The organism is Chryseobacterium sp. MEBOG06, assembly GCF_021869765.1.
Lineage (GTDB): Bacteria > Bacteroidota > Bacteroidia > Flavobacteriales > Weeksellaceae > Chryseobacterium.
The window spans coordinates 4,028,292-4,048,385 of the sequence record NZ_CP084580.1 but is presented as its reverse complement, the minus strand read 5'-3'; the positions used below and the strand labels follow the sequence as shown (position 1 = coordinate 4,048,385).

At 36.4% G+C, this 20,094-nt stretch carries 19 protein-coding genes and 1 pseudogene; 11 read left to right on the top strand and 9 right to left on the bottom strand.

All coding sequences use genetic code 11. The features are described 5' to 3' along the window. Positions 1 to 30: 30 nt before the first annotated feature. Positions 31 to 1,671, bottom strand: coding sequence for a S41 family peptidase (locus LF887_RS18490; RefSeq protein ID WP_236855721.1), 1,641 nt, complete (start codon positions 1,669 to 1,671; stop codon positions 31 to 33). Positions 1,672 to 1,862: 191 nt separating this feature from the next. Between LF887_RS18490 and LF887_RS18485 the strand changes: the two genes are divergently transcribed. From LF887_RS18485 to LF887_RS18450, 8 genes are all read left to right on the top strand, one after another. Then, positions 1,863 to 3,089: an HD domain-containing protein gene (locus LF887_RS18485; protein ID WP_236859524.1), complete on the top strand. Its 1,227-nt coding sequence runs from the start codon at positions 1,863 to 1,865 to the stop codon at positions 3,087 to 3,089. A 71-nt stretch (positions 3,090 to 3,160) separates the two neighbouring features. Continuing rightward, positions 3,161 to 4,192, top strand: coding sequence for a UDP-3-O-(3-hydroxymyristoyl)glucosamine N-acyltransferase (gene lpxD / locus LF887_RS18480; protein WP_236855720.1), 1,032 nt, complete (start codon positions 3,161 to 3,163; stop codon positions 4,190 to 4,192). Beyond that, positions 4,185 to 5,582 (top strand): bifunctional UDP-3-O-[3-hydroxymyristoyl] N-acetylglucosamine deacetylase/3-hydroxyacyl-ACP dehydratase, encoded by a 1,398-nt coding sequence (locus LF887_RS18475; protein WP_236855719.1) that lies wholly within the window; start codon positions 4,185 to 4,187, stop codon positions 5,580 to 5,582. Before lpxD ends, LF887_RS18475 begins: the two co-directional genes overlap by 8 nt. Continuing rightward, positions 5,583 to 6,377 (top strand): acyl-ACP--UDP-N-acetylglucosamine O-acyltransferase, encoded by a 795-nt coding sequence (lpxA, locus tag LF887_RS18470; RefSeq protein ID WP_236855718.1) that lies wholly within the window; start codon positions 5,583 to 5,585, stop codon positions 6,375 to 6,377. A gap of 67 nt (positions 6,378 to 6,444) precedes the next feature. Beyond that, the gene (gene efp / locus LF887_RS18465) at positions 6,445 to 7,008 is read left to right on the top strand and encodes an elongation factor P (protein WP_236855717.1); all 564 of its coding nucleotides are present in this window, start codon (positions 6,445 to 6,447) and stop codon (positions 7,006 to 7,008) included. A 70-nt stretch (positions 7,009 to 7,078) separates the two neighbouring features. Beyond that, complete coding sequence (locus LF887_RS18460) at positions 7,079 to 7,981, top strand: LpxD N-terminal domain-containing protein (RefSeq protein WP_236855716.1); 903 nt, start codon at positions 7,079 to 7,081, stop codon at positions 7,979 to 7,981. Between the two features lie 90 nt (positions 7,982 to 8,071). Beyond that, the gene (gene sucD / locus LF887_RS18455) at positions 8,072 to 8,944 is read left to right on the top strand and encodes a succinate--CoA ligase subunit alpha (RefSeq protein WP_236855715.1); all 873 of its coding nucleotides are present in this window, start codon (positions 8,072 to 8,074) and stop codon (positions 8,942 to 8,944) included. A gap of 17 nt (positions 8,945 to 8,961) precedes the next feature. Next, positions 8,962 to 9,633, top strand: a complete 672-nt coding sequence (locus LF887_RS18450) for a porin family protein (RefSeq protein WP_236855714.1) — start codon at positions 8,962 to 8,964, stop codon at positions 9,631 to 9,633. Positions 9,634 to 9,744: 111 nt separating this feature from the next. Here LF887_RS18450 and LF887_RS18445 read toward each other — a convergent pair whose 3' ends face one another. The 3 genes from LF887_RS18445 to LF887_RS18435 all read right to left on the bottom strand — a co-directional run bounded on the left by LF887_RS18445 (position 9,745) and on the right by LF887_RS18435 (position 12,427). Next, a complete protein-coding gene (locus LF887_RS18445; RefSeq protein ID WP_236855713.1) occupies positions 9,745 to 11,055 on the bottom strand; it encodes an ABC transporter permease in 1,311 nt (436 codons plus the stop codon). 4 nt (positions 11,056 to 11,059) lie between these two features. Continuing rightward, complete coding sequence (locus LF887_RS18440; protein WP_236855712.1) at positions 11,060 to 11,971, bottom strand: ABC transporter ATP-binding protein; 912 nt, start codon at positions 11,969 to 11,971, stop codon at positions 11,060 to 11,062. A gap of 105 nt (positions 11,972 to 12,076) precedes the next feature. Then, positions 12,077 to 12,427, bottom strand: coding sequence for a T9SS type A sorting domain-containing protein (locus LF887_RS18435; protein WP_236855711.1), 351 nt, complete (start codon positions 12,425 to 12,427; stop codon positions 12,077 to 12,079). 118 nt (positions 12,428 to 12,545) lie between these two features. On the opposite strand from LF887_RS18435, the gene hemB reads away from it, so the two are divergent. Continuing rightward, positions 12,546 to 13,535 (top strand): porphobilinogen synthase, encoded by a 990-nt coding sequence (hemB, locus tag LF887_RS18430; RefSeq protein ID WP_236855710.1) that lies wholly within the window; start codon positions 12,546 to 12,548, stop codon positions 13,533 to 13,535. A gap of 244 nt (positions 13,536 to 13,779) precedes the next feature. Here the strand turns inward: hemB and LF887_RS18425 are convergent, their stop codons facing one another. Next, the gene (locus tag LF887_RS18425) at positions 13,780 to 14,508 is read right to left on the bottom strand and encodes a hypothetical protein (protein WP_236855709.1); all 729 of its coding nucleotides are present in this window, start codon (positions 14,506 to 14,508) and stop codon (positions 13,780 to 13,782) included. A gap of 131 nt (positions 14,509 to 14,639) precedes the next feature. Beyond that, a complete protein-coding gene (locus tag LF887_RS18420; RefSeq protein ID WP_236855708.1) occupies positions 14,640 to 14,933 on the bottom strand; it encodes a TM2 domain-containing protein in 294 nt (97 codons plus the stop codon). A 155-nt stretch (positions 14,934 to 15,088) separates the two neighbouring features. Between LF887_RS18420 and lptB the strand changes: the two are divergent. Next, positions 15,089 to 15,814 (top strand): annotated as a pseudogene (gene lptB, locus LF887_RS18415) (LPS export ABC transporter ATP-binding protein); the annotation flags it as partial. Between the two features lie 373 nt (positions 15,815 to 16,187). Here lptB and LF887_RS18410 read toward each other — a convergent pair. The 3 genes from LF887_RS18410 to hmpA are packed head-to-tail and all read right to left on the bottom strand — an operon-like array spanning position 16,188 to position 18,024. Next, a complete protein-coding gene (locus LF887_RS18410) occupies positions 16,188 to 16,385 on the bottom strand; it encodes a DUF2798 domain-containing protein (RefSeq protein ID WP_236855706.1) in 198 nt (65 codons plus the stop codon). Next, positions 16,366 to 16,815 (bottom strand): RrF2 family transcriptional regulator, encoded by a 450-nt coding sequence (locus tag LF887_RS18405; RefSeq protein ID WP_236855705.1) that lies wholly within the window; start codon positions 16,813 to 16,815, stop codon positions 16,366 to 16,368. The genes LF887_RS18410 and LF887_RS18405 overlap by 20 nt, the downstream gene beginning before the upstream one ends. A 6-nt stretch (positions 16,816 to 16,821) precedes the next feature. Further along, positions 16,822 to 18,024, bottom strand: a complete 1,203-nt coding sequence (gene hmpA, locus LF887_RS18400; RefSeq protein WP_236855704.1) for an NO-inducible flavohemoprotein — start codon at positions 18,022 to 18,024, stop codon at positions 16,822 to 16,824. Between the two features lie 336 nt (positions 18,025 to 18,360). On the opposite strand from hmpA, the gene LF887_RS18395 reads away from it, so the two are divergent. After that, complete coding sequence (locus LF887_RS18395) at positions 18,361 to 20,088, top strand: ABC transporter ATP-binding protein (RefSeq protein ID WP_236859523.1); 1,728 nt, start codon at positions 18,361 to 18,363, stop codon at positions 20,086 to 20,088. Positions 20,089 to 20,094 lie beyond the last annotated feature (6 nt).

Genomic DNA, 20,094 nt, shown 5'->3' with positions numbered 1-20,094 from the left:
TGCCTTGCAGCAGATTCCGTTTTGTAATACTCAGTTATTGGTTTTTATATATAACAAAGCCCTTTCCAGTACTTCATCTTTTCTTTTTTTAATCCCTTCTACAGTAGGTTTTACTGTAATATCAGGAATGATACCGATTCTCTGTGTTTCTTTTCCGTCAGGATAATAAGCACCTAGTCCCGTTAAGCGGGTATCGAGTCCGGCAATTTTAAATGAAATAATATCCCCATTTGCGCCGGAAGTATTGCTTCCTATTACTTTGGCTTTTGGATGCTGCTTGAACATCATTGCCGTTGTCTCTGCCTGGCTCTGGGTACTCTCATTTACCAAAACGATGACATTGCCTTTATAGTATTCCGGGTTTTTTCTGCCAATACTGTTGGTGATACTGTAAAACTTACCAGGATAAGCTGTGTCCGGAAAATTAAACTGATAATAGGGCGTAGATTGTGGCAGCAAAAGAAAACTTAAAGGTCTGATGGTTTGCTTTGGATAATTCCTGAGATCAAAAATAATAGATTTTGACGATTTCAAATTAGTGTACATTTCGTCCAGATCTTTTTTTTCAATAGTTCCCATATCTACGTAGCCGATCTCTTTCTTTTGATCGATAAACTTCCATTTATCCGAGGGTATATTTTTTTCAGAAACAATATCTTTTGCGAAATAAGTTTTGGAGATGACCTCCAGGTTTTGGCCGTTTCTTTCAATTTTTAAAGAAAGTGAATCTTTATTACTGAGCAGAAATAGATTTTTTGCTTTGTAAACTTTACCCCAGGAATTGGAGGCTGGAATATACTTTCCGAAACTGTTCACCATTTGCGGAATGGTTTTCCCATCAATATCATAAATAACGTCTCCAATATATAAAGGGTTTTTCTCATGAAGTTTATTGGAGTAGATTTGGGTGACTACCAATTTCCCTTCCGCATATGAATATTCTACCGGGACTTTTCTGTTGCCGTATTGGCTGCGACTTATGAGTTTTGAATGGAGATAAGCATGAGAATCATCAGTTTTAGTAACAAGCTCAGCTAATGTTAAATGATAATTTTCATCACTGTTGACGTTGAGAAATTTGGGAATCATCTCTGTGAGTACATCATTCCAATTTTCATCAGTTTCATATTTATAGGGAAAAAAATACTCCACATAATTCCAGTATCTGAATAATTCTAATAAACCGACTGCTTTGGAGGTAAATGTTGAACCGTAGGAATTCTCGTTTCTGAAATAGATCTGTTTTCCCGATTTTCCTAGATAATAATTGTTTCCGGTATTCCTGTTATTCTCAATATAATGAAGTTTCTGAGCAGTATCTTCAGAGAAAATATTGGAATTGTTGATCCAGTTCAGATCAAAGTTTTTAAGAAAATAGATCTTGTTATCTGTCTTTGTGCAGTCTTTACAAGGATCAGTTTTCCCCAAACTTTCAATCCAGTTCATGTATAAACGATTTAATGAGGCCTTATTGTCAATCTTTTCAAGCTCCCCGATTTTTTGGATAAGCTGCTCATTCCAGTCTGTATTTCCTTTTGCTATAGTAGGATGGTAGTATTTTAAAAATCCCCAGACCCTGCATAGAGATTCCAGTTTTTGTGTTTCAGATAAAACCTGTGCGGAAAAATTTAAACTTAAAAAGAATAAAATGAAAAGAAAGTACTTCCTCATTAAAGGCTATTGTGTTTCTCTCTCAAAGATAAATTTTTAATGTAACAGGTGCAAAAAAGTTTTAGAAAATTGAAAAATTAAGTAAAAAGCTATAAAACTCGGATATAGAAGTTTTCAGAGATTGTAACGGTTATTTAATAAAACCCTCAAATTTAAAATCCCTAACTTTGTTTACTAATATTGACCTTTCAATGCAGAACAAGCTAAAAATCATCAACGATCCTGTTCATGGATTTATTAAAATTCCACACGAAATTTTATTTGACATTGTTGAACATCCCTATTTTCAGAGATTAAGACGAATCGGACAGACCGGACTTTTAAACTTGATTTTCCCGGGGGCTACCCATACAAGGTTTCATCATGCTTTGGGAGCAATGCACCTTATGTTTACTGCCCTGGAGACTCTGAAACAGAAAGGAGTTGATATTTCTGAAGAAGAAGAAAAAGGAGCTATGCTGGCTATTTTACTACATGATATTGGTCATGGACCCTTTTCTCATGCACTGGAAAGTATGCTGATGGATGACTGGCATCATGAAAATCTTTCGCTTTTATTAATGCATAAACTGAATGAGAAATTCCAGGGGCAACTGTCGATGGCTATTGAAATGTTTCAGGGGAAATATCATAGGAAATTTTTCAATCAGCTTATTTCTTCTCAATTGGATGTGGACAGATTGGATTATCTGAAGAGAGACAGCTTTTTTACAGGAGTTTCCGAAGGGAATATTAATACCCAGAGAATTATTTCAATGATGAATGTCTGCGAAGAAGGAGAACTGGTAGTTGATGCAAAAGGAATTTATTCCATTGAAAATTTTCTGACAGCAAGAATGTTTATGTACTGGCAGGTATACTATCATAAGACATCAGCACTGGCAGAATTTCTTTTAGTTAAAATCCTGGAAAGAGCAAAATATCTGGTTGCTGAGGGGAAAGAGCTTCCTGCAACAGAAAATTTAAAATACTTTTTATACCGTGAGAAAAGTGCAGCAACAGATGAAGATGTAGAAAGATTTACCCAGCTTGATGATAATGATGTCATTCAGGCAATGAAAGAATGGCAGAATTCAGATGATTTTATCCTGTCATATTGGTGTAAATGTGTTATCCAAAGAAATTTACCCAAAACTATTATCTCGTCACATCCTTTCAGCCAGGAAATCATTGATGAAAAAGTAGAAAATACCAATCGATTTTTCGGAATTGATAACGGAAAAGAATTGGTACACGAGATAAAAAGAAAACTTCTGCCGTATCATGCAGAGAAGCAACCTATCTATCTGTTGCAGAAAAATGGGAAGAGAACAAGACTTCATGAGTCTGAAGATCAGCTTTTATCGGGTCTTATGGTAAATAAAACAACACGCTATATTCTTATGTTTCCGAGAGATATCCCTCAGTCAGATTCTTAAATAATATTAAAATTTACGATCTGAAACCAAAAAATGTTTGCAAATTATAGAATTTCTTATCTTTGCAGAATATGGAATTTACAGCTTCGCAAATTGCAAGTTTTATTGACGGAAAAATAATAGGTGACGAGAATGCACTTATTACGGGAGTTTCACCAATTGAAAATGGGGAATCAGGGCATCTTTCTTTTATAGCACAAGATCGATTTTCTCATTTTTTAGATACCTCTAAATGTTCTGTTATCATCATTTCAGAAAAACTTCTGAATGAAAATAATTATATCCCTACCTTAATCGTAGTAAAAGATGCTTATCTTTCTTTTCAGGTCCTGATGAATTTATATCAGGAAATGAGAGGAAGAAAAGAAGGAATAGAAGATGGCTCATCCATCCATGATACAGCTGTGATAGGTGATAATGCCTATATCGGAGCATTTACATATGTTTCGGAAAAGGCTAAAATTGGTGACGGATCGCAGATCTATCCGCATGTGTACATAGGAAAAGGCGTAAAGATTGGTAAAAACTGTAAAATAGACAGTGGAGCCAGAATTTATGATTACTGTATCATCGGAGACAATTGTGTGATTCATTCCAATACGGTAGTAGGAGGTGATGGTTTTGGTTTTCAGCCGACCGCTGAAGGATTCAAAAAAATTCCGCAGCTTGGAAATGTAATTATTGAAGATGATGTAGAAATTGGTTCAAACTGTAGTATCGACAGAGCTACAATAGGATCTACCATCATTGGAAAAGGAACAAAAATAGATAATCTGATTCAGATTGCTCACAATGTGAAAATTGGTCAGAACAATGTAATTGCGGCACAAGCCGGAATTGCAGGCTCTACCACAATCGGTGACTGGAATCAAATTGGAGGTCAGGTTGGAATTGTTGGACATATTAAAATCGGTAACCAGGTGAAAATTCAGGCGCAGAGCGGCGTGAATTCCAGTGTTAATGATAAAGAGACATTGTATGGCTCACCAGCCATCAGTTACAATGACTATTTGAGAAGTTATGTTCATTTCAGAAATTTCACTGAAATAGTAAACAGAATAAATAATCTTGAGAATAACTCAAAAGATAATCCTAATGAGTGATATGCAAAAAACGCTTCAGGAAGAGGTAACCCTTTCCGGAATTGGACTTCACACAGGTAAAGAAGTAAAACTTACCATTAAACCTGCTAAAGAAAATACAGGTTTTGTGTTCGTAAGAACAGACTTGGAGGGTCACCCTCAGGTAGAAGCAGATGTCAATTATGTTGTAGCAACAGAGAGAGGAACGACATTGGAAAAATTAGGAGTGAAAATTACCACTTGCGAACATCTTTTAGCAGCCTTGGTAGGTTGTGATATTGACAATGCAATGTTGGAAATGGACGCTTCTGAGCCACCTATTTTGGATGGATCTTCAAAATATTTTGTTGAAGCTATTGAAAGTGTTGGAGTCGTAGAACAAAATATTCCCAGAGAATATCTGGTAGTAAAAGAAGTTCTTACATACAGTGATCCGGCTACAGGTTCGGAAATTACTATTATTCCTTCAGATACCTACGAGGTAACCACTATGGTAGATTTTGGTACTAAAGTATTAGGAACTCAAAATGCCACTCTTAAAAATATCTCAGAATTTAAAGACGAAATCTCATCAGCAAGAACTTTCAGCTTCCTGCATGAATTGGAGATGCTTTTAGATCACGGATTGATCAAAGGAGGTGATATTTCTAATGCTATCGTATACGTAGACAAAGATCTTACTCCTGAAACAACAGAAAAATTAAAGAAAGCCTTTGGAAAAGACCACGTGTCTATAAGACCAAACGGAATTCTTGACAATCTTAATTTAAATTATCCTAACGAAGCTGCTAGACACAAATTACTGGATGTAATCGGTGACTTAGCTTTGGCAGGTGTAAAAATCAAAGGTAAAGTTATTGCCAACAAACCGGGACATTTTGTAAATACCCAGTTTGCGAAAAAACTGAACCGCCAATGGAAATTGCAGAAAAAGAAAAACGTTCCTGACTTTGATCTAACCAAAGAACCAGTATTTGACATCAACGGAATTATGAAGTTGATGCCGCACAGACCACCATTCTTATTGATTGATAAGGTTCTTGAGCTTTCAGACTCTCATGTAGTAGGGTTGAAAAATGTAACAATGAATGAACCGTTCTTTGTAGGACACTTCCCTAAGGAGCCTGTAATGCCGGGAGTTCTTCAGGTTGAAGCCCTTGCACAGACCGGAGGTATTCTTGTATTGGCAAGTGTTCCGGATCCTGAAAACTATTCCACTTATTTCATCAAAATTGATAAAGTAAAGTTCAAAAAAAAGGTAGTTCCCGGAGATACTATTATTTTCAAAATTGAATTGATAGAGCCCATAAGAAGAGGTATCGTTCATATGCAGGGATACGGATATGTGGGTGATTCAGTGGTAGTAGAAGCAGAGCTTATGGCTCAAGTTGCAAAAAATAAAGTTGATTAAATGATTCATCAATTAGCAGCCGTAGATAAACGTGCGAAAATCAGCAAAAATGTAATTGTAGAACCTTTTACTACAATTGCTGGGGATGTAGAAATTGGAGAAGGAACCTGGATTGGTCCCAACGTTACTATTATGGAAGGTGCAAGAATCGGAAAAGACTGTAAGATCTTTCCAGGCACTGTAATTTCTGCAATCCCTCAGGATTTGAAGTTTGATGGTGAAGACACGCAGACGATCATTGGAGATAACACTACCTTAAGAGAATGTGTAACCGTAAACAGAGGAACCAAAGCCCTAGGGTTTACGAAAGTGGGAAGTAACTGCCTTATCATGGCTACTTCACACGTAGCGCATGACTGTATCATAGGTGATAATGTAATTATTGCCAACGGATGTGGTATCGCAGGACACGTGGAGATCGGTGATTTTACGGTAATGGGCGGTCTGTCAGCTGTACAGCAGTTTGGTAAGATTGGTAAACATACCATGATTTCCGGTGGATCGTTGATCAGAAAAGATATCCCTCCTTATGTAAAAGTAGCAAGAGACCCTATTTCTTATGCAGGAATAAACTCTGTTGGACTTAGAAGAAGAGGATTCTCCAACGAAAAGATTTTCGAAATTCAAAAAATCTACAGAGCAATCTTCCAGATGAAGATGAACGTTTCTCAAGCGTTGGCATATATTGAAAAAGAAATGCTTCCTACTGCAGAAAGAGACGAAATTCTACAGTTTATCCAAAACTCACCAAGAGGTATTGTGAAAGGCTACGGAACAAGCAAAGATAGCAACTAAGCAGAGTTGAAAAGCAAATTCGCTTACTGTCAATAAAGATTTAAGTAAAAAAAGATAATATATAGTAATGGCAACAAGTAACGATATAAGAAAAGGTCTTTGCATCGAATATAGCAATGATATTTTTAAAGTAATCGAGTTCCTTCACGTAAAGCCAGGGAAAGGACCTGCTTTCGTAAGAACAAAATTAAAGTCAGTGACTAACGGTAAAGTAATTGATAATACTTTCTCTGCAGGACACAAAATTGACGAAGTAAAAGTGATCACAAGAAAATTCCAATATCTTTACGATGATGAGAACGGATTCCACTTCATGAATAATGATGACTTCTCTCAATTATACATCAACAAAGAGATGATTGAAAACTCTCAGTTTATGAAAGCTGGTGAAGAAGTGACAATCATTTTGAAAGAAGCTGACGAAACACCTCTTTCTGCTGAACTTCCACAATCAGTATATCTGGATGTTATTGAAGCTGATCCCGGAGTAAAAGGAAATACAGCAACAAATGCTCTTAAAAACGCGATCGTTGAAACAGGTGCAAGAGTAATGGTTCCTTTGTTCATTGAACCTGGAGACAGAATTAAAGTAAGTACTGAAGACGGTAGCTACTTAGAAAGAGTGAAATAATAAATAAAATTTACATAAATTCGGTTTGCACTAGCATTCCGAATTTTGTTTTATAAGAAAATCTATTGTTATGAGATTCCATTCTCCGCAAAAGCTTAAAACGATTGCCGATTTAATAGGCTCTAGATTTATTGGCCCTGAAGATTTTGAAGTATTGGGTACCAATGAAATTCATATGGTAAAACCTGGAGATATCGTATTTGTGAACCATCCCAAATACTACGATAAAGCACTAAACTCTGCAGCTACCATTATTTTGATTGATAAAGAAGTGGACTGTCCGGAAGGAAAGGCTCTTTTAGTATCTGAAGATCCTTTCAGAGACTTCAATAAGATCAATACGCATTTTACAAGAATCTATAACTTCACAGAAGAACTTCACGATGCTGAAATAGGAGAGGGTACAAAGATCCATCGTTCCGCAGTTATTGGAAATAATGTGAAAATCGGAAAAAACAGCCTTATTTTCCCTAATGTTGTCATTGGTGACAGAACGGTGATAGGTGATAATGTCATTATACAGTCCAACACCGTTTTAGGTGGTGACGCATTTTATTACAGAAAATTGGATGGTCACTTTGACCGTTTAATTTCAGTGGGAAATGTAGTGATCGAAAATAATGTGGAAATCGGAAATGGCTGTACCATTGACAGAGGAGTTACAGACTCTACGATCATAGGAGAAGGCTCTGTTTTGGATAATCAGATCCAGATTGGACATGACACCGTCATTGGGAAAAAATGCCTGATTGCCTCGCAGGTAGGAATCGCCGGATGCTGCATCATTGGTGACGAAGTTACATTATGGGGTCAGGTGGGTATCGCTTCTGGCAATAAAGTAGAAAGCGGAACTGTGCTCCTTGGGAAAACAGGAGTAAACAGAGATCTGGAAAAAGGAACCTATATTGGGATGTTTGCAGAGGATTTTAAAACGTATCTGAAAAAAGAAGTAAAACTGAGAAATCTCAAATAAACAATTCAAAAGGTTTTACCCAATATCAAAGAAATTTGAGTAAATTTGTGATCATTAATAAAATAATAAATAAATTAAAACAACAATAAAATGTCAATTTTAGTAAACAAAGATTCTAAAGTAATTGTACAAGGATTTACAGGGAACGAGGGTACTTTCCACGCTAGCCAGATGATTGAATACGGAACCAACGTAGTAGGTGGTGTTACTCCAGGAAAAGGAGGTAGCGAGCACTTGGGGAAGCCGGTATTTAATACAGTGGCTGATGCAGTAGAAAAAGCTGGAGCAAACGTAAGTATTATTTTCGTACCACCGGCATTTGCAGCAGATGCTATTATGGAAGCTGCTGAAGCAGGGATCAAAGTAATTGTATGTATTACTGAAGGTATTCCTGTAGCTGATATGGTGAAAGTGAAATCTTATATCGCAGACAGAGACTGCAGATTAATCGGACCAAACTGCCCTGGGATCATTACTTCTGAAGAAGCTAAAATTGGTATTATGCCAGGTTTCGTTTTCAAAAAAGGTAAAGTAGGTATCGTTTCAAAATCAGGTACCCTTACTTATGAAGCTGCTGATCAGGTTGTAAGAGCTGGTTACGGTATTTCTACAGCAATCGGAATCGGTGGTGACCCAATCATTGGAACTACAACAAGAGAAGCTTTGGAATTATTCATCAACGACCCGGAAACTGAAGCTGTTGTAATGATCGGTGAAATTGGTGGAGGTCTTGAAGCAGAAGCAGCAAGATGGTACAAATCAAGCGGATCTACTAAGCCGGTTGTAGGATTTATCGCTGGACAAACAGCTCCAAAAGGAAGAACAATGGGACACGCCGGTGCTATTGTAGGTGGTGCAGAAGATACAGCTCAGGCAAAAATGGAGATCATGAGAGAAAATGGTATCAACGTAGTTGATTCTCCTGCTGATATTGGTGCTACTGTAGCAAAAATTCTAGGATAATATAAAACCCAAATCATATGAAAAAACTTTTATTGGCCTCTGCTCTCGCTCTGTCTGCTTTATCTTTTGCACAAGTGCAATGGAAAAGTACAAGATTCGGAGTTACAGGAGGTTTAAACTACTCTCGAGTATCCAATGCCCATAATCCTTCCGGCCCAAGGTACACTTTTCAAGGTGGAGCTTTGGCGCTGATTCCCGTAGGAAAGGCAAACCAGTTCTTTATTCAACCTGAAGTTGAGTATTACGGTGCAGGAGAAACAGGGAAAGACAAAGATGCTAAAGGAGTAGATGGTTATAACGCAGTATATGGCAATAACTACCTGAGTGTACCTCTTTATTTCAAAGGATACTTTTCTGAAGCAGAATCAGAATTCTTTGGATTGATAGGACCAAGATTTAACTTTTTATTAAACCAAAATGTTAAAAATGCACCTGCCAACAGACCCTACTATGATCCGGATGTTACCGATCCTAAACAGCCGGCGGGCGTCAATGGAAAGGCAAACAGCTTTAACTGGGGATTAGGACTGGGAATAGGATATAGCTACAAGAGACAACTCGAAGTAGCTATAAAATATGATTTAGGTCTTGCTGATACTTACCCTGGCCTTGCAAAAGAGACAAAGGGTACTGATAAGAAAAAATCAGAACAGGTTCTGGCACTTACCTTAAGCTACATATTCAAATAAAATATTTATTCAGAATATAAAAAATCCCGGAAATTTTAATTTCCGGGATTTTTGTTTTTTATAAAGTTAGTATTTATAGAATTACAAAAAGCAATTTACTCTTTTGTAGTACTATCCTTTAATCCACTTCCAAATCTCTTTTAAAGTCGCTTTATTGCCATACATAAGAATACCTACACGGTAGATTTTTCCAGCCAGGAAGATCATGAAAATCGTTGTTCCCAATAACAAAGCAATTGATAAGGCAATCTGCCATGCAGGAACCCCAAACGGAATTCTTGCAATCATCGCAACAGGAGACGTAAATGGAATAATTGAGAGCCAGAAGCCTAACGGGCCATCAGGATTGTTCATGATTGTAAAACTTCCATACATTCCCAGCATCAAAGGTAAAACGGCAAATAAAGTGAACTGTTGGGTTTCTGTTTCATTATCCACAGCGGAACCGATAGCTGCATAGATAGAACTGTAGAAAATATATCCTAACAGGAAAAAAACAATGAATACAAAAATGATCAATGGGAAATTCAGTTCCAGTAAACTGTGAGAAATCTGAGTGGCAAGCTGGCTCATATCAAGCTTACTCGCGATCTCGTTATTCCCACCGGGCATCCCTTTTTGAAGAGTTGAGAAACCGGTATTCAGAACCAATGCCCCAATAACAGACATCGTGATCCAGATGATAAACTGAGTGAGTGCAACCAGAGTTACCCCCAGAATTTTTCCCATCATCAGTTCAAATGGTTTTACAGAGGAAATGATAATTTCCACCACGCGGTTGTTCTTTTCTTCAAGTACACTTCGCATTACTCTTACCCCATAAATAATGATAAACATAAAAGTAACATACATCAGAACCATACTAAGCCCAGATTTTACTCCAAAAGAAAGATCAGAATCCTCTTTATTGTTATTCGTAACATTAATGGTTTTTAGGCTGAAACTTTTATCAAGATCATCCAGCTGAACCTCCTGAATACCCAGTTGTTTGATTTTTTCTTTTTTAACAACATTGGTAATGTCAGAAACGATTCTTTGTTTGGTATCAAAACCTATTTTAGTATTAATAACCAGTCGGGTTTCTTTTTCAAGCTCGTCAAAATTGTTGTTTTTCAACTCCGGTAATATCAGAATACCATCCAGAGATTCATTGCCTTTTAAATTGTTAATCTTAGACTTTTCGTCGGCAGCAGAAACAATTACATAATTTAACTTATCGTTCGACTTCAGCTGATTCATGAAAAGTCCGCTTTTGTCTACTACTTCTATAATGCTGTGCGATTCATTAGCTTTAAACATTAAACCGATCACGGCTCCGAAAGCAATGATCAGGATAGGGGCTAATAAGGTCAGTATAATGAATGATTTTTTCTTAACCTGCGTAAGAAATTCTCTTTTTGTAATTAAAAAAATGTTTTTCATAAAATTAAGAATGGTTACTTACGGCATTAATAAATACTTCATTCATACTCGGAATTCTCTCGTCGAATGATCTCACTTTGCCTACATGTACCAGGTCAAGAAGAATATTATTCTGGCTGGCCTCATTTTTCAGATCAAAAGAAATAAGATTATTCTCATTTGAAAAATTAAAAATCTCGTACTTGTTTTTAAAACTTTCAAGTTCATCACTATTTACTTCAGAAAGTGTAATTCCAAAAATGTTTTTCTTGAATCTTTCCCTTACATCAAAAACCTTCCCGTCAATGATTTTCTTGGAATTGTTGATCAAAGCAACATAATCACACATTTCCTCCACACTTTCCATTCTGTGGGTAGAAAGAATAATCGTTGTACCATTATTTTTAAGATCAATAATCTGATCTTTGATTAAGTTGGCATTTACAGGGTCAAAACCTGAGAAAGGCTCATCCAGAATTAAAAGATGAGGTCGGTGGAGTACTGTGACCACAAACTGAATTTTTTGGGCCATCCCTTTTGAAAGCTCAGAAAGCTTCTTTTTCCACCATTGATCGATGTTAAGTTTATCAAACCATTTTTTAGCTTCATTCAGAGCATCATTCTTACTCATGCCTTTCAGTTCTCCGAAATAAAGAATCTGATCACCTACACTCATATTCTTATACAGCCCTCTTTCTTCGGGCATATATCCGATATCTCTGATATGGTTGGGATTCAGTTTCTCTCCATTGATGAAGATTTCTCCTGAGTCGGCTTGGGTAATTTGGTTGATGATCCGGATGAAAGAAGTTTTTCCAGCCCCATTGGGTCCTAAAAGGCCATAAATACTGCCTTGTGGAACATGGATACTAAAATCATCCAGTGCCACTTTTTTCCCGGCATTATAGGTCTTTTTAATATGTTCAGCTTTTAGCATTAAATTGTCTTTTTACAATTAGTATAAAAAAGTGCTGAAAGTTACGGAAATATTAAAATAGAATGAAGTAAAAGAAAAAATCCTGATGATTATCAGGATTCTAATTTATTGTTTTACGATTTGAGTAACTTTTTGCATGTTGTCACTTAAAAGATATCGGATCATATATTTTCCGGGTTTTAATTTTTCAATATTAATCTCGCCGGAGTTCATATTTACGGTATAGCTGGCAACCTGCATACCCAAAATAGAATAGAAAGTCACACTTTTGATTCTTAAAGAAGAATCTTTTGCCTTAACGATAAGAAAATCCTTTGCGGGATTTGGATAGGCAAGCAACACTCCATCATCAGCTTTTTGAGTGATGGAACCGGGCTCTCTCAGTTGAGCTTTTAAATTGTTGGAAAATCCAACAAAAGTGCCTGTAAGTAGAATTAAAAGTAAAAGTTTTTTCATCAAATTTATAATTTCTCGAATATATATAACAAATATAATAAATTCTGCAATTTCTTACAATAGTTTTTTGTAGAACTTATATTAAATTTGTAGAAACTTATTCAAAAAGTATTCCAAAATGATACATTCAAGAAATAGAAGACTTAGAGTTAATGAATCTATCAGAAGTTTGGTAAGAGAAAATGTGCTTACAACTGATGATTTTGTAATGCCGATCTTCGTAATGGAGGGCGAAAACAAGCAGGAAGCGATCCCGTCGATGCCGGGAATTTTTAGGCGGAGTATAGATTTAACAGTGAAGGAATGTAAGGAATTATTTTCTTTGGGTGTAAAAGCTGTCAATTTGTACATGAAAGTGTCAGAACACTTAAAAGACAACACCGGAAAAGAAGCCTGGAACAAAGACGGATTAATGCAGAACACGATCAAAGCGATCAAAGATGCCGTTCCGGGAATGATTATTATGCCGGATGTGGCATTAGATCCTTATTCAATCTATGGTCATGACGGAATTATTGAAAACGGTAAAGTTTTAAATGATGCTACCAATGATGCATTGGCCAGAATGTCAGTATCTCACGCAGAAGCAGGAGCAGACCTTGTGGCACCTAGTGATATGATGGACGGCAGAGTAATGGTGATTCGTGAAGCATTGGAAGAAAGCGGATTTGCTGATGTAGGAATCGTAAGCTATGCTGCCAAATATGCAAGTTCTTTCTATGGACCTTTCAGAAGCGCTTTAGACAGTGCTCCTAAGGATGATATGGAAATTCCGAAAGATAAAAAAACATATCAGATGGATTTCCACAATTCGCGTGAGGCATTAAACGAAGTGTATAAAGATATTGAAGAAGGGGCTGATGTTATCATGATCAAACCGGGACTTCCGTACCTGGACATCGTTTCCAAAGTGCGCGAAGCTATTGATCTTCCTATTGCGGTATATAACGTAAGCGGAGAATATGCAATGGTAAAAGCGGCTGCACAGAACGGCTGGCTGGATAATGATAAAACGATCATTGAAAGTCTTACGTGCTTCAAAAGAGCCGGTGCTGATATGATCTTTACTTACTTTGCAAAAGAAGCTGCAATTTTGTTGAATAAATAATGAACTGCTGAATCAGGATACGAACGTTAATGACGAGTTGATAATCTGTTTTTTAAAACCTCATCTCCATAAAAAATAGATGTGGTTCAACCTATTTCAAGAAGAAATAATAAAGATCAAAAGCCATGTGTTGTAGAGCATTTAGCGTGTCCTGATTAATCCAGTATTAAATATGAAACCGGCTGTTCTTATAGAACGGCCGGTTTTTTATGATCCATGTCAGAGGTGAAAGAATACATATTGATTACATAATATTGAAATCTTTTCCTTTCGTAAATTTTGCTGCAAAAGGGGCCTGATTTCCGGAATATTTTAATACGAAATGTTTTTCAGTTTCTGTATCAGTCCTGGTTTCCACTTCTACATTCTGAGTCTGAAAACTTAAGTCTAAGCCGACAGCAGATTCTTTTTCCAGAAAAATTTCCACACTTTCCGCATAGAATAACGAAGTACTCAGATAATTAAACTTGATATTTCTCCTGTAGGTTTTAGAGCTTTCCTGTGTGAAAAGTGAATAGTTCTTCAGAATTTCAATACCGGGAGAATCAATATTGGTGATTCTGGATTTGGTAACATTATTGACCCTTACAGAAAAGCTTTTAGCTTCTTTAATATTCCCGTTGATACCGATATTGAATAACGATGGTAATGCCAGACCATATTCAATCATGCTGTCTTTGGTAAACTCAAAGTCAGGGATGAGAGCAGGATGCTTGGGCGTATTGATTAGCTGTGCTTTGACGGTTCTTAAAGCCTCATCAGAGAATAAATAGCCGATAAGATTATTTCCCGTTGTTCTCCAGTTCCGGCCATTCCATTCAAAGATTTCACAAAGCAGCGTATCAGCAGAAGAATGTGGAAGGAGGTCGATATCCTGCCATTTAAATACTTCTTTGGCATAGGGCCTTCGGTTGGTAATATTAAGACCCAGATCTAATGCAAGCAGATCTGTCAGTTCCTGATTGTTTTCCATAATAATTTAATTCTTGATTTGAAGCCGGTAAAATTATGGAAATTAAATAGTAAACCATCATTAATCCTTGAGCTAATAAAGGGATTGTCAGAATTCGATCTTGCTGATCAGCTTTCAGAGAAGGTGTCATTTTATAACCAGCCTTTTCTTCCGTAAACATAGGTGTCATCAAATTGCCTATCATTCATAAACAGGTACAGAATGCCTTCAATAAAAGGGATAACAGAAGCAGCACCTAAAGTAACAATATTAAGCACCAGCTGAATAATACCTTCTTTGGTGTATCCCAGATAAAACTTGTTTAAGGCCAGCCAGCCTACGAGAATACCTAATAATGCCGCAGGAATTTTCTTTTCCGAGCGGTAAGGAGCATTATTTTGGTAGCTCTGCCTATTTTCCGTTTTTGTATAACCGTAATTTTCCATTTTTTATTATTTGTAATAGGTTGATTGATTATATGATAAGTAGTCTTAATTAAGAAAAAGTTACAATAAGGTAAAAACCAGACAGGTTTATATTTTCAGATAATAAAGTTGATATTGCTGTAAAAGAGAATTTATATTTTTGATATATTTGCCCTATGATTTTACGAGGAGAAAACTTAATCAAAGAATACGGTCCTAAAAAAGTTGTAAAAGGCGTTTCTGTACAGGTTCAACAGGGGGAAATTGTAGGTTTGCTGGGTCCGAATGGAGCAGGGAAAACCACATCGTTTTATATGATCGTAGGGTTGGTTAAGCCCACTTCAGGGAAAATTTTCCTGGATAAACAGGAAATTACTACAGATGCAATGTATCGTAGAGCCCAAAAAGGAATCGGTTATCTTGCTCAGGAAGCTTCCGTTTTCAGAAAGCTGTCTGTAGAAGAGAATATTATGGGAGTATTACAGCTGACTAAGCTTTCAAAGCGAGAGCAGCAGATCAAATGTGATGAACTGATTGAAGAATTTTCTTTACAGCATGTTCGTAAAAACAGAGGAGATCTTCTTTCCGGAGGAGAGAGACGTAGAACAGAAATTGCACGTTGTCTTGCCACAAGCCCGAATTTTATCCTGTTGGATGAACCTTTTGCAGGAGTAGACCCTATTGCAGTAGAAGATATCCAGAAAATTGTAAGAAGCTTAGTGGATAAGAATATCGGAATCCTGATTACCGACCACAACGTACAGCAGACTTTGGCAATTACCAACAAAACTTATATTATGTTTGAAGGAAAGATCCTGAAAGAAGGACTTCCGGAAGACCTGGCTAATGATCCGCAGGTAAGAGAAGCATATCTTGGTGAAAACTTCGTGTACCAAAGTATTTTGGATAAGCCTAAAAAGAAAAAATATGCCTACAACATCTGGGCAGGTAATTTTGATTCCAAGGCTCATTTACAAGGATTTGTAAACGATAACTTTAAACAGTTTGACGATCTGAGGCTGATGTATGGCTTCGAAGATATAAGTTTTGCTTCATTAGCGAATTCCGAAATAGAACATATCTTTAATGATGTGGTGGATAAGAATGCTAATAACTCTTTTGTATTCCAGAAAAAAGAAATCAATACCCAGTATTCACTGGAACAGGCAAAAGAAGAGTCGAAAGAAGCAAGCAAATCTGAACTGCATTATCTGACGACGTATATGTATGAAGGATAAGACAAATTTTATAGCAAAAACTTTTTAATGGATTTGTTCAGTTTTTTCTCATGAATTTACAATTGGGAAAAATAAGAATATTGAATGTTAAAGTTATCGTCAGTGCAATAGACCATGCCTCTAACCAGTCATACATAAAATATTCGTCATCAATCTTTTCACTATTGTGTAATGAGCTTAATGTAAAAGTGATGATAGCCGTAATAAACAGGCTTTTAATTACTGTTTGTAGCATTTTTCTGATTGGCAAAGATAATTTCCCAATGGTTAAAAGCGAGGTCAGATAAATGATGCTGGTTCATACTGTCAATAAAAGCTTGATAAGCGGTGTCTAAAAATGATTTTAGTTTACAATCATAGGAGACAAACACACAAGATTTTGCAAAACAATTAATGATGGGGGTATCATCTTGTTCCAATAAATGGATGAGACTTCCTAATCCAGTCTTATTAGCTTTTTCAGAAATGGTAATTCCACCATTTTTTCCTCTTTTCGTTATGACTAGGTCTTTTTGAGCTAGAAACTGAACCACTTTAATAAGATGATTACGGAGTATATTCAGTTTTCCGGATAATTCATCCAAAGAACATGAAGAAGCCTTATCGTTTTGATTTAGATAAATTAATACTCGTAAACTATAGTCGGTAAAATGGTTCAGTTTCATTGATTTTTAATTTAGATGAAGCAGTTGAGGCCCAAACTCCTCATAGAGAATATCTTCTTTGGCAATACCTAGCTGTAGTAAAGAGTCATATTGAGCTTTAATAAATGCTTCGGGTCCACAAATGTAATACTTTGCTTTATCAATAAGAATTTCCTCTTTAATTTCATGTAAGTTTATTCTTCCTTTTCTGACAAAATGAGACTCATTTTCAATAGTTTCATAAAAAACATGAGTAGTAAGCCATTGATTATTAGTGTTTAGTTGATTTACATGGTCTTTAAATGCGTGTACATTTTCATCTCTACAGCTATGAAGCCAGACTACCGTGTTATTCTGTAGCGTATTTTTTTTAGTTTCCAGCATGCTTAACAATGGAGTTACGCCTACGCCGCCGCTTATTAGTACCAACGGATCTTCAGATATTGGATTGGCATAAAAAACACCGGCAGGAGCGCTGACCCATATTTCATCACCTAATATTTTTTGATGCAATACATTTGAAACAACCCCATCAGGCAAATTCTGAATGTTTTTTTCTCTCTTCACGGATATTCTGTAATGATCTGGGTTGAAGGCTGATGATAAACTATACTGTCTTGGCTGTTCATGTCCTAATGCAGGAACAAATGTCTTCACCGAAATATACTGTCCTGGAAGATAGTTGGCAATGGCTTGATTATCTTTAGGACTTAGGTAGAATGATTTAATTTCACTGCTTTCCTCCACAATATCTGCAATTACAAACGCTCTCCATCCTTTCCATCCTCCATCCTTTTGTAAGGTAGATTGATAAAGTTCGTGTTCAATAGAAATCATAATTTGAGCCAATTCATTATAGGCTTGTGTCCATGCTTCTACGAGTTGATCATGTGCTGCTTCCCCAAGAACCTCTTTTATTGAAGAAATCAAGTGAAGTCCAACAATATCATATTGCTCGGGGCTAATATTTAAGCTTACATGCTTATTTCCGATAGATCTTAAAACATTGATAAGAACTTCAGGATTTTCAATGTGCTCAGCATAGGCTAATACAGCTCCAGCTAAAGCATTCTGCTGTTTTCCGCTGGCCTGGTTACTCATATTGAAAATGTTTTTCAGTTCAGGGTTATGCGTAAACATCCTTGTATAAAAATGTTTTGTTAAATCGGTTCCATTCGTTTTTAAAACTGGTACTGTTGCTTTTACAAGTGCTTTTTGATCGTTATTCATCTGGTCTTTTTTTATGTGATGGTACAAATGTACAAAAATTATTAATTGTTGTATTTTAAATACAACAATTAATAATAATGCGTAATTTCAAAAAAAGTAGGGTAGAATAAACTTCCGGAACTAGGAAAGTCATTTTGAATACAGGGAGATTAAATGGTTTTGGTCCGGATGAGAAAATAAGCAGGTATTAAGCCTGGTTTTTCTATGAATTGTTTTAAAAAAGGTTTAATTTTACTAAGACCTATACTATGATTCATGGCAAAACCTTTTAACAGAACAGTTACTTTATTCGGAATTTATAAGCAGCTTGTCCCATTCATCAGACCTTACCGCTTAATGATTTATGGAACGCTTTTTCTTACTTTCCTGGGAGCACTTGCAGCACAGGTAAACCCAATCGTTTTAAAATATACTGTAGATGAGGTGACAAAGCTTACCCATCTTCCGAACCCTATGGCAGAAGGAATTCATATCCTCACCATCATTTCCGTTATTTTACTGGGAAAAGAGCTGTTGAATATCTTCATCAACTTTGGTCAGAAATTTTATGGCGAAAAAATCAGGATTAATGTAAGTTCTATTCTGGCTCAGTCAGCGATTGATAAAATTCTGACTTACCGAGTAGCTTATTTTAACGATGAAAATCATGAGTCCGGAAAATTACAGATCAGAATAGACCGTGGAATAGAAAGTCTGACAAAACTGGTACAGAACTTTTTCATCGATATTCTTCCTTTGTTTTCCAACGCCATCATTGCTCTGATCATTATGTATATGCAGAATGTATATGTGGGAGCTGTTTCTACGATTATTGTTCCCATCTATTTTTATATAAGTTCTTTACAGGCAAAAAAACTCGGCGGAGTACGCCGGCAGCTTAGAAACCAAAGAGAAAAAAAGACATCCGGACTTCTGAATCTGATCAATTCTATTATGGTGATTAAAAGTTTTGTCCGTGAAAAATTTGAAGGCAAAAAACAATATGATCTTCAGATGGAACTGATGGAAAGCCAGATGTTCACAAGAAAAACAAACTTTATATATGACGGTTTGAAAACTTTTATCGAACAGTTTGGAGTGGTTTTAATAATCCTTTTGACCGTTTATCTGGTCCTTGATCAGCAGATGACCATTGGGGCAATCATGCTTCACATTATGCTTTTTAACAATGTTTCTGCCCCTATCCGGCAGCTGCACAGGATTTATGATGATATGAACGATGCCATGATCTATGCCGAAGGCTACTTTGATATTCTGAATGCAGATAACGAAGCAGAACCCAATGGAAACTTTATAGAAAAAAAGATCAAAGGAACTTTTGAATTAAAAAATGTTGATTTTACCTATCCCAACGGAACAAAAGCACTTCATGATGTTTCCATGAAAATTGAAAATGGAAAGACGACAGCCTTAGTAGGATTGAGTGGAGCAGGAAAATCAACAGTTATTAACCTTTTATGTAAATTTTACCTTCCGGATTCCGGAGAGATTCTGTTGGATGATATAAACCTCAATGATTTCGAGAATACTTTTCTGCGGAGTGATCTTGGTCTGGTGCTTCAGAAGAATCATATTTTCCAGGGAAGTATAGAAGACAATATCCGTTATGGAGATATGAATGCCAGTTTTGAACAAATTGAAGAAGCTGCTAAAAAAGCCTACCTTCATGATCAGATTATGGATCTTCCTGATCAGTACCGGCATGATGCCACGCAGCTTTCAGGAGGCCAGCAGCAGAGAATAGCCATTGCAAGATTGTTTTTAAAAAATCCACCCATTATCTTTTTAGATGAACCAACTGCCAGCCTGGATGCCATTGCCACGGAGCAGATCAAAAATTCTTTGGATGCCATAAAAGAAGGAAGAACCGTAGTTATCATTTCTCATTCATTGTCACAGATTTTAGATTCAGATACAATCTATGTAATGAAAAAGGGAAGGGTGGTTGAAAATGGAACCCATAATGAACTTTATGACAAAGACGGTACTTACCGGGAAATTTTTGATGCTTCGGCCCGCAGCTTAAATCTGGACAAGCTGGTCAATACGTATAAAGAAAATTAATAAAAA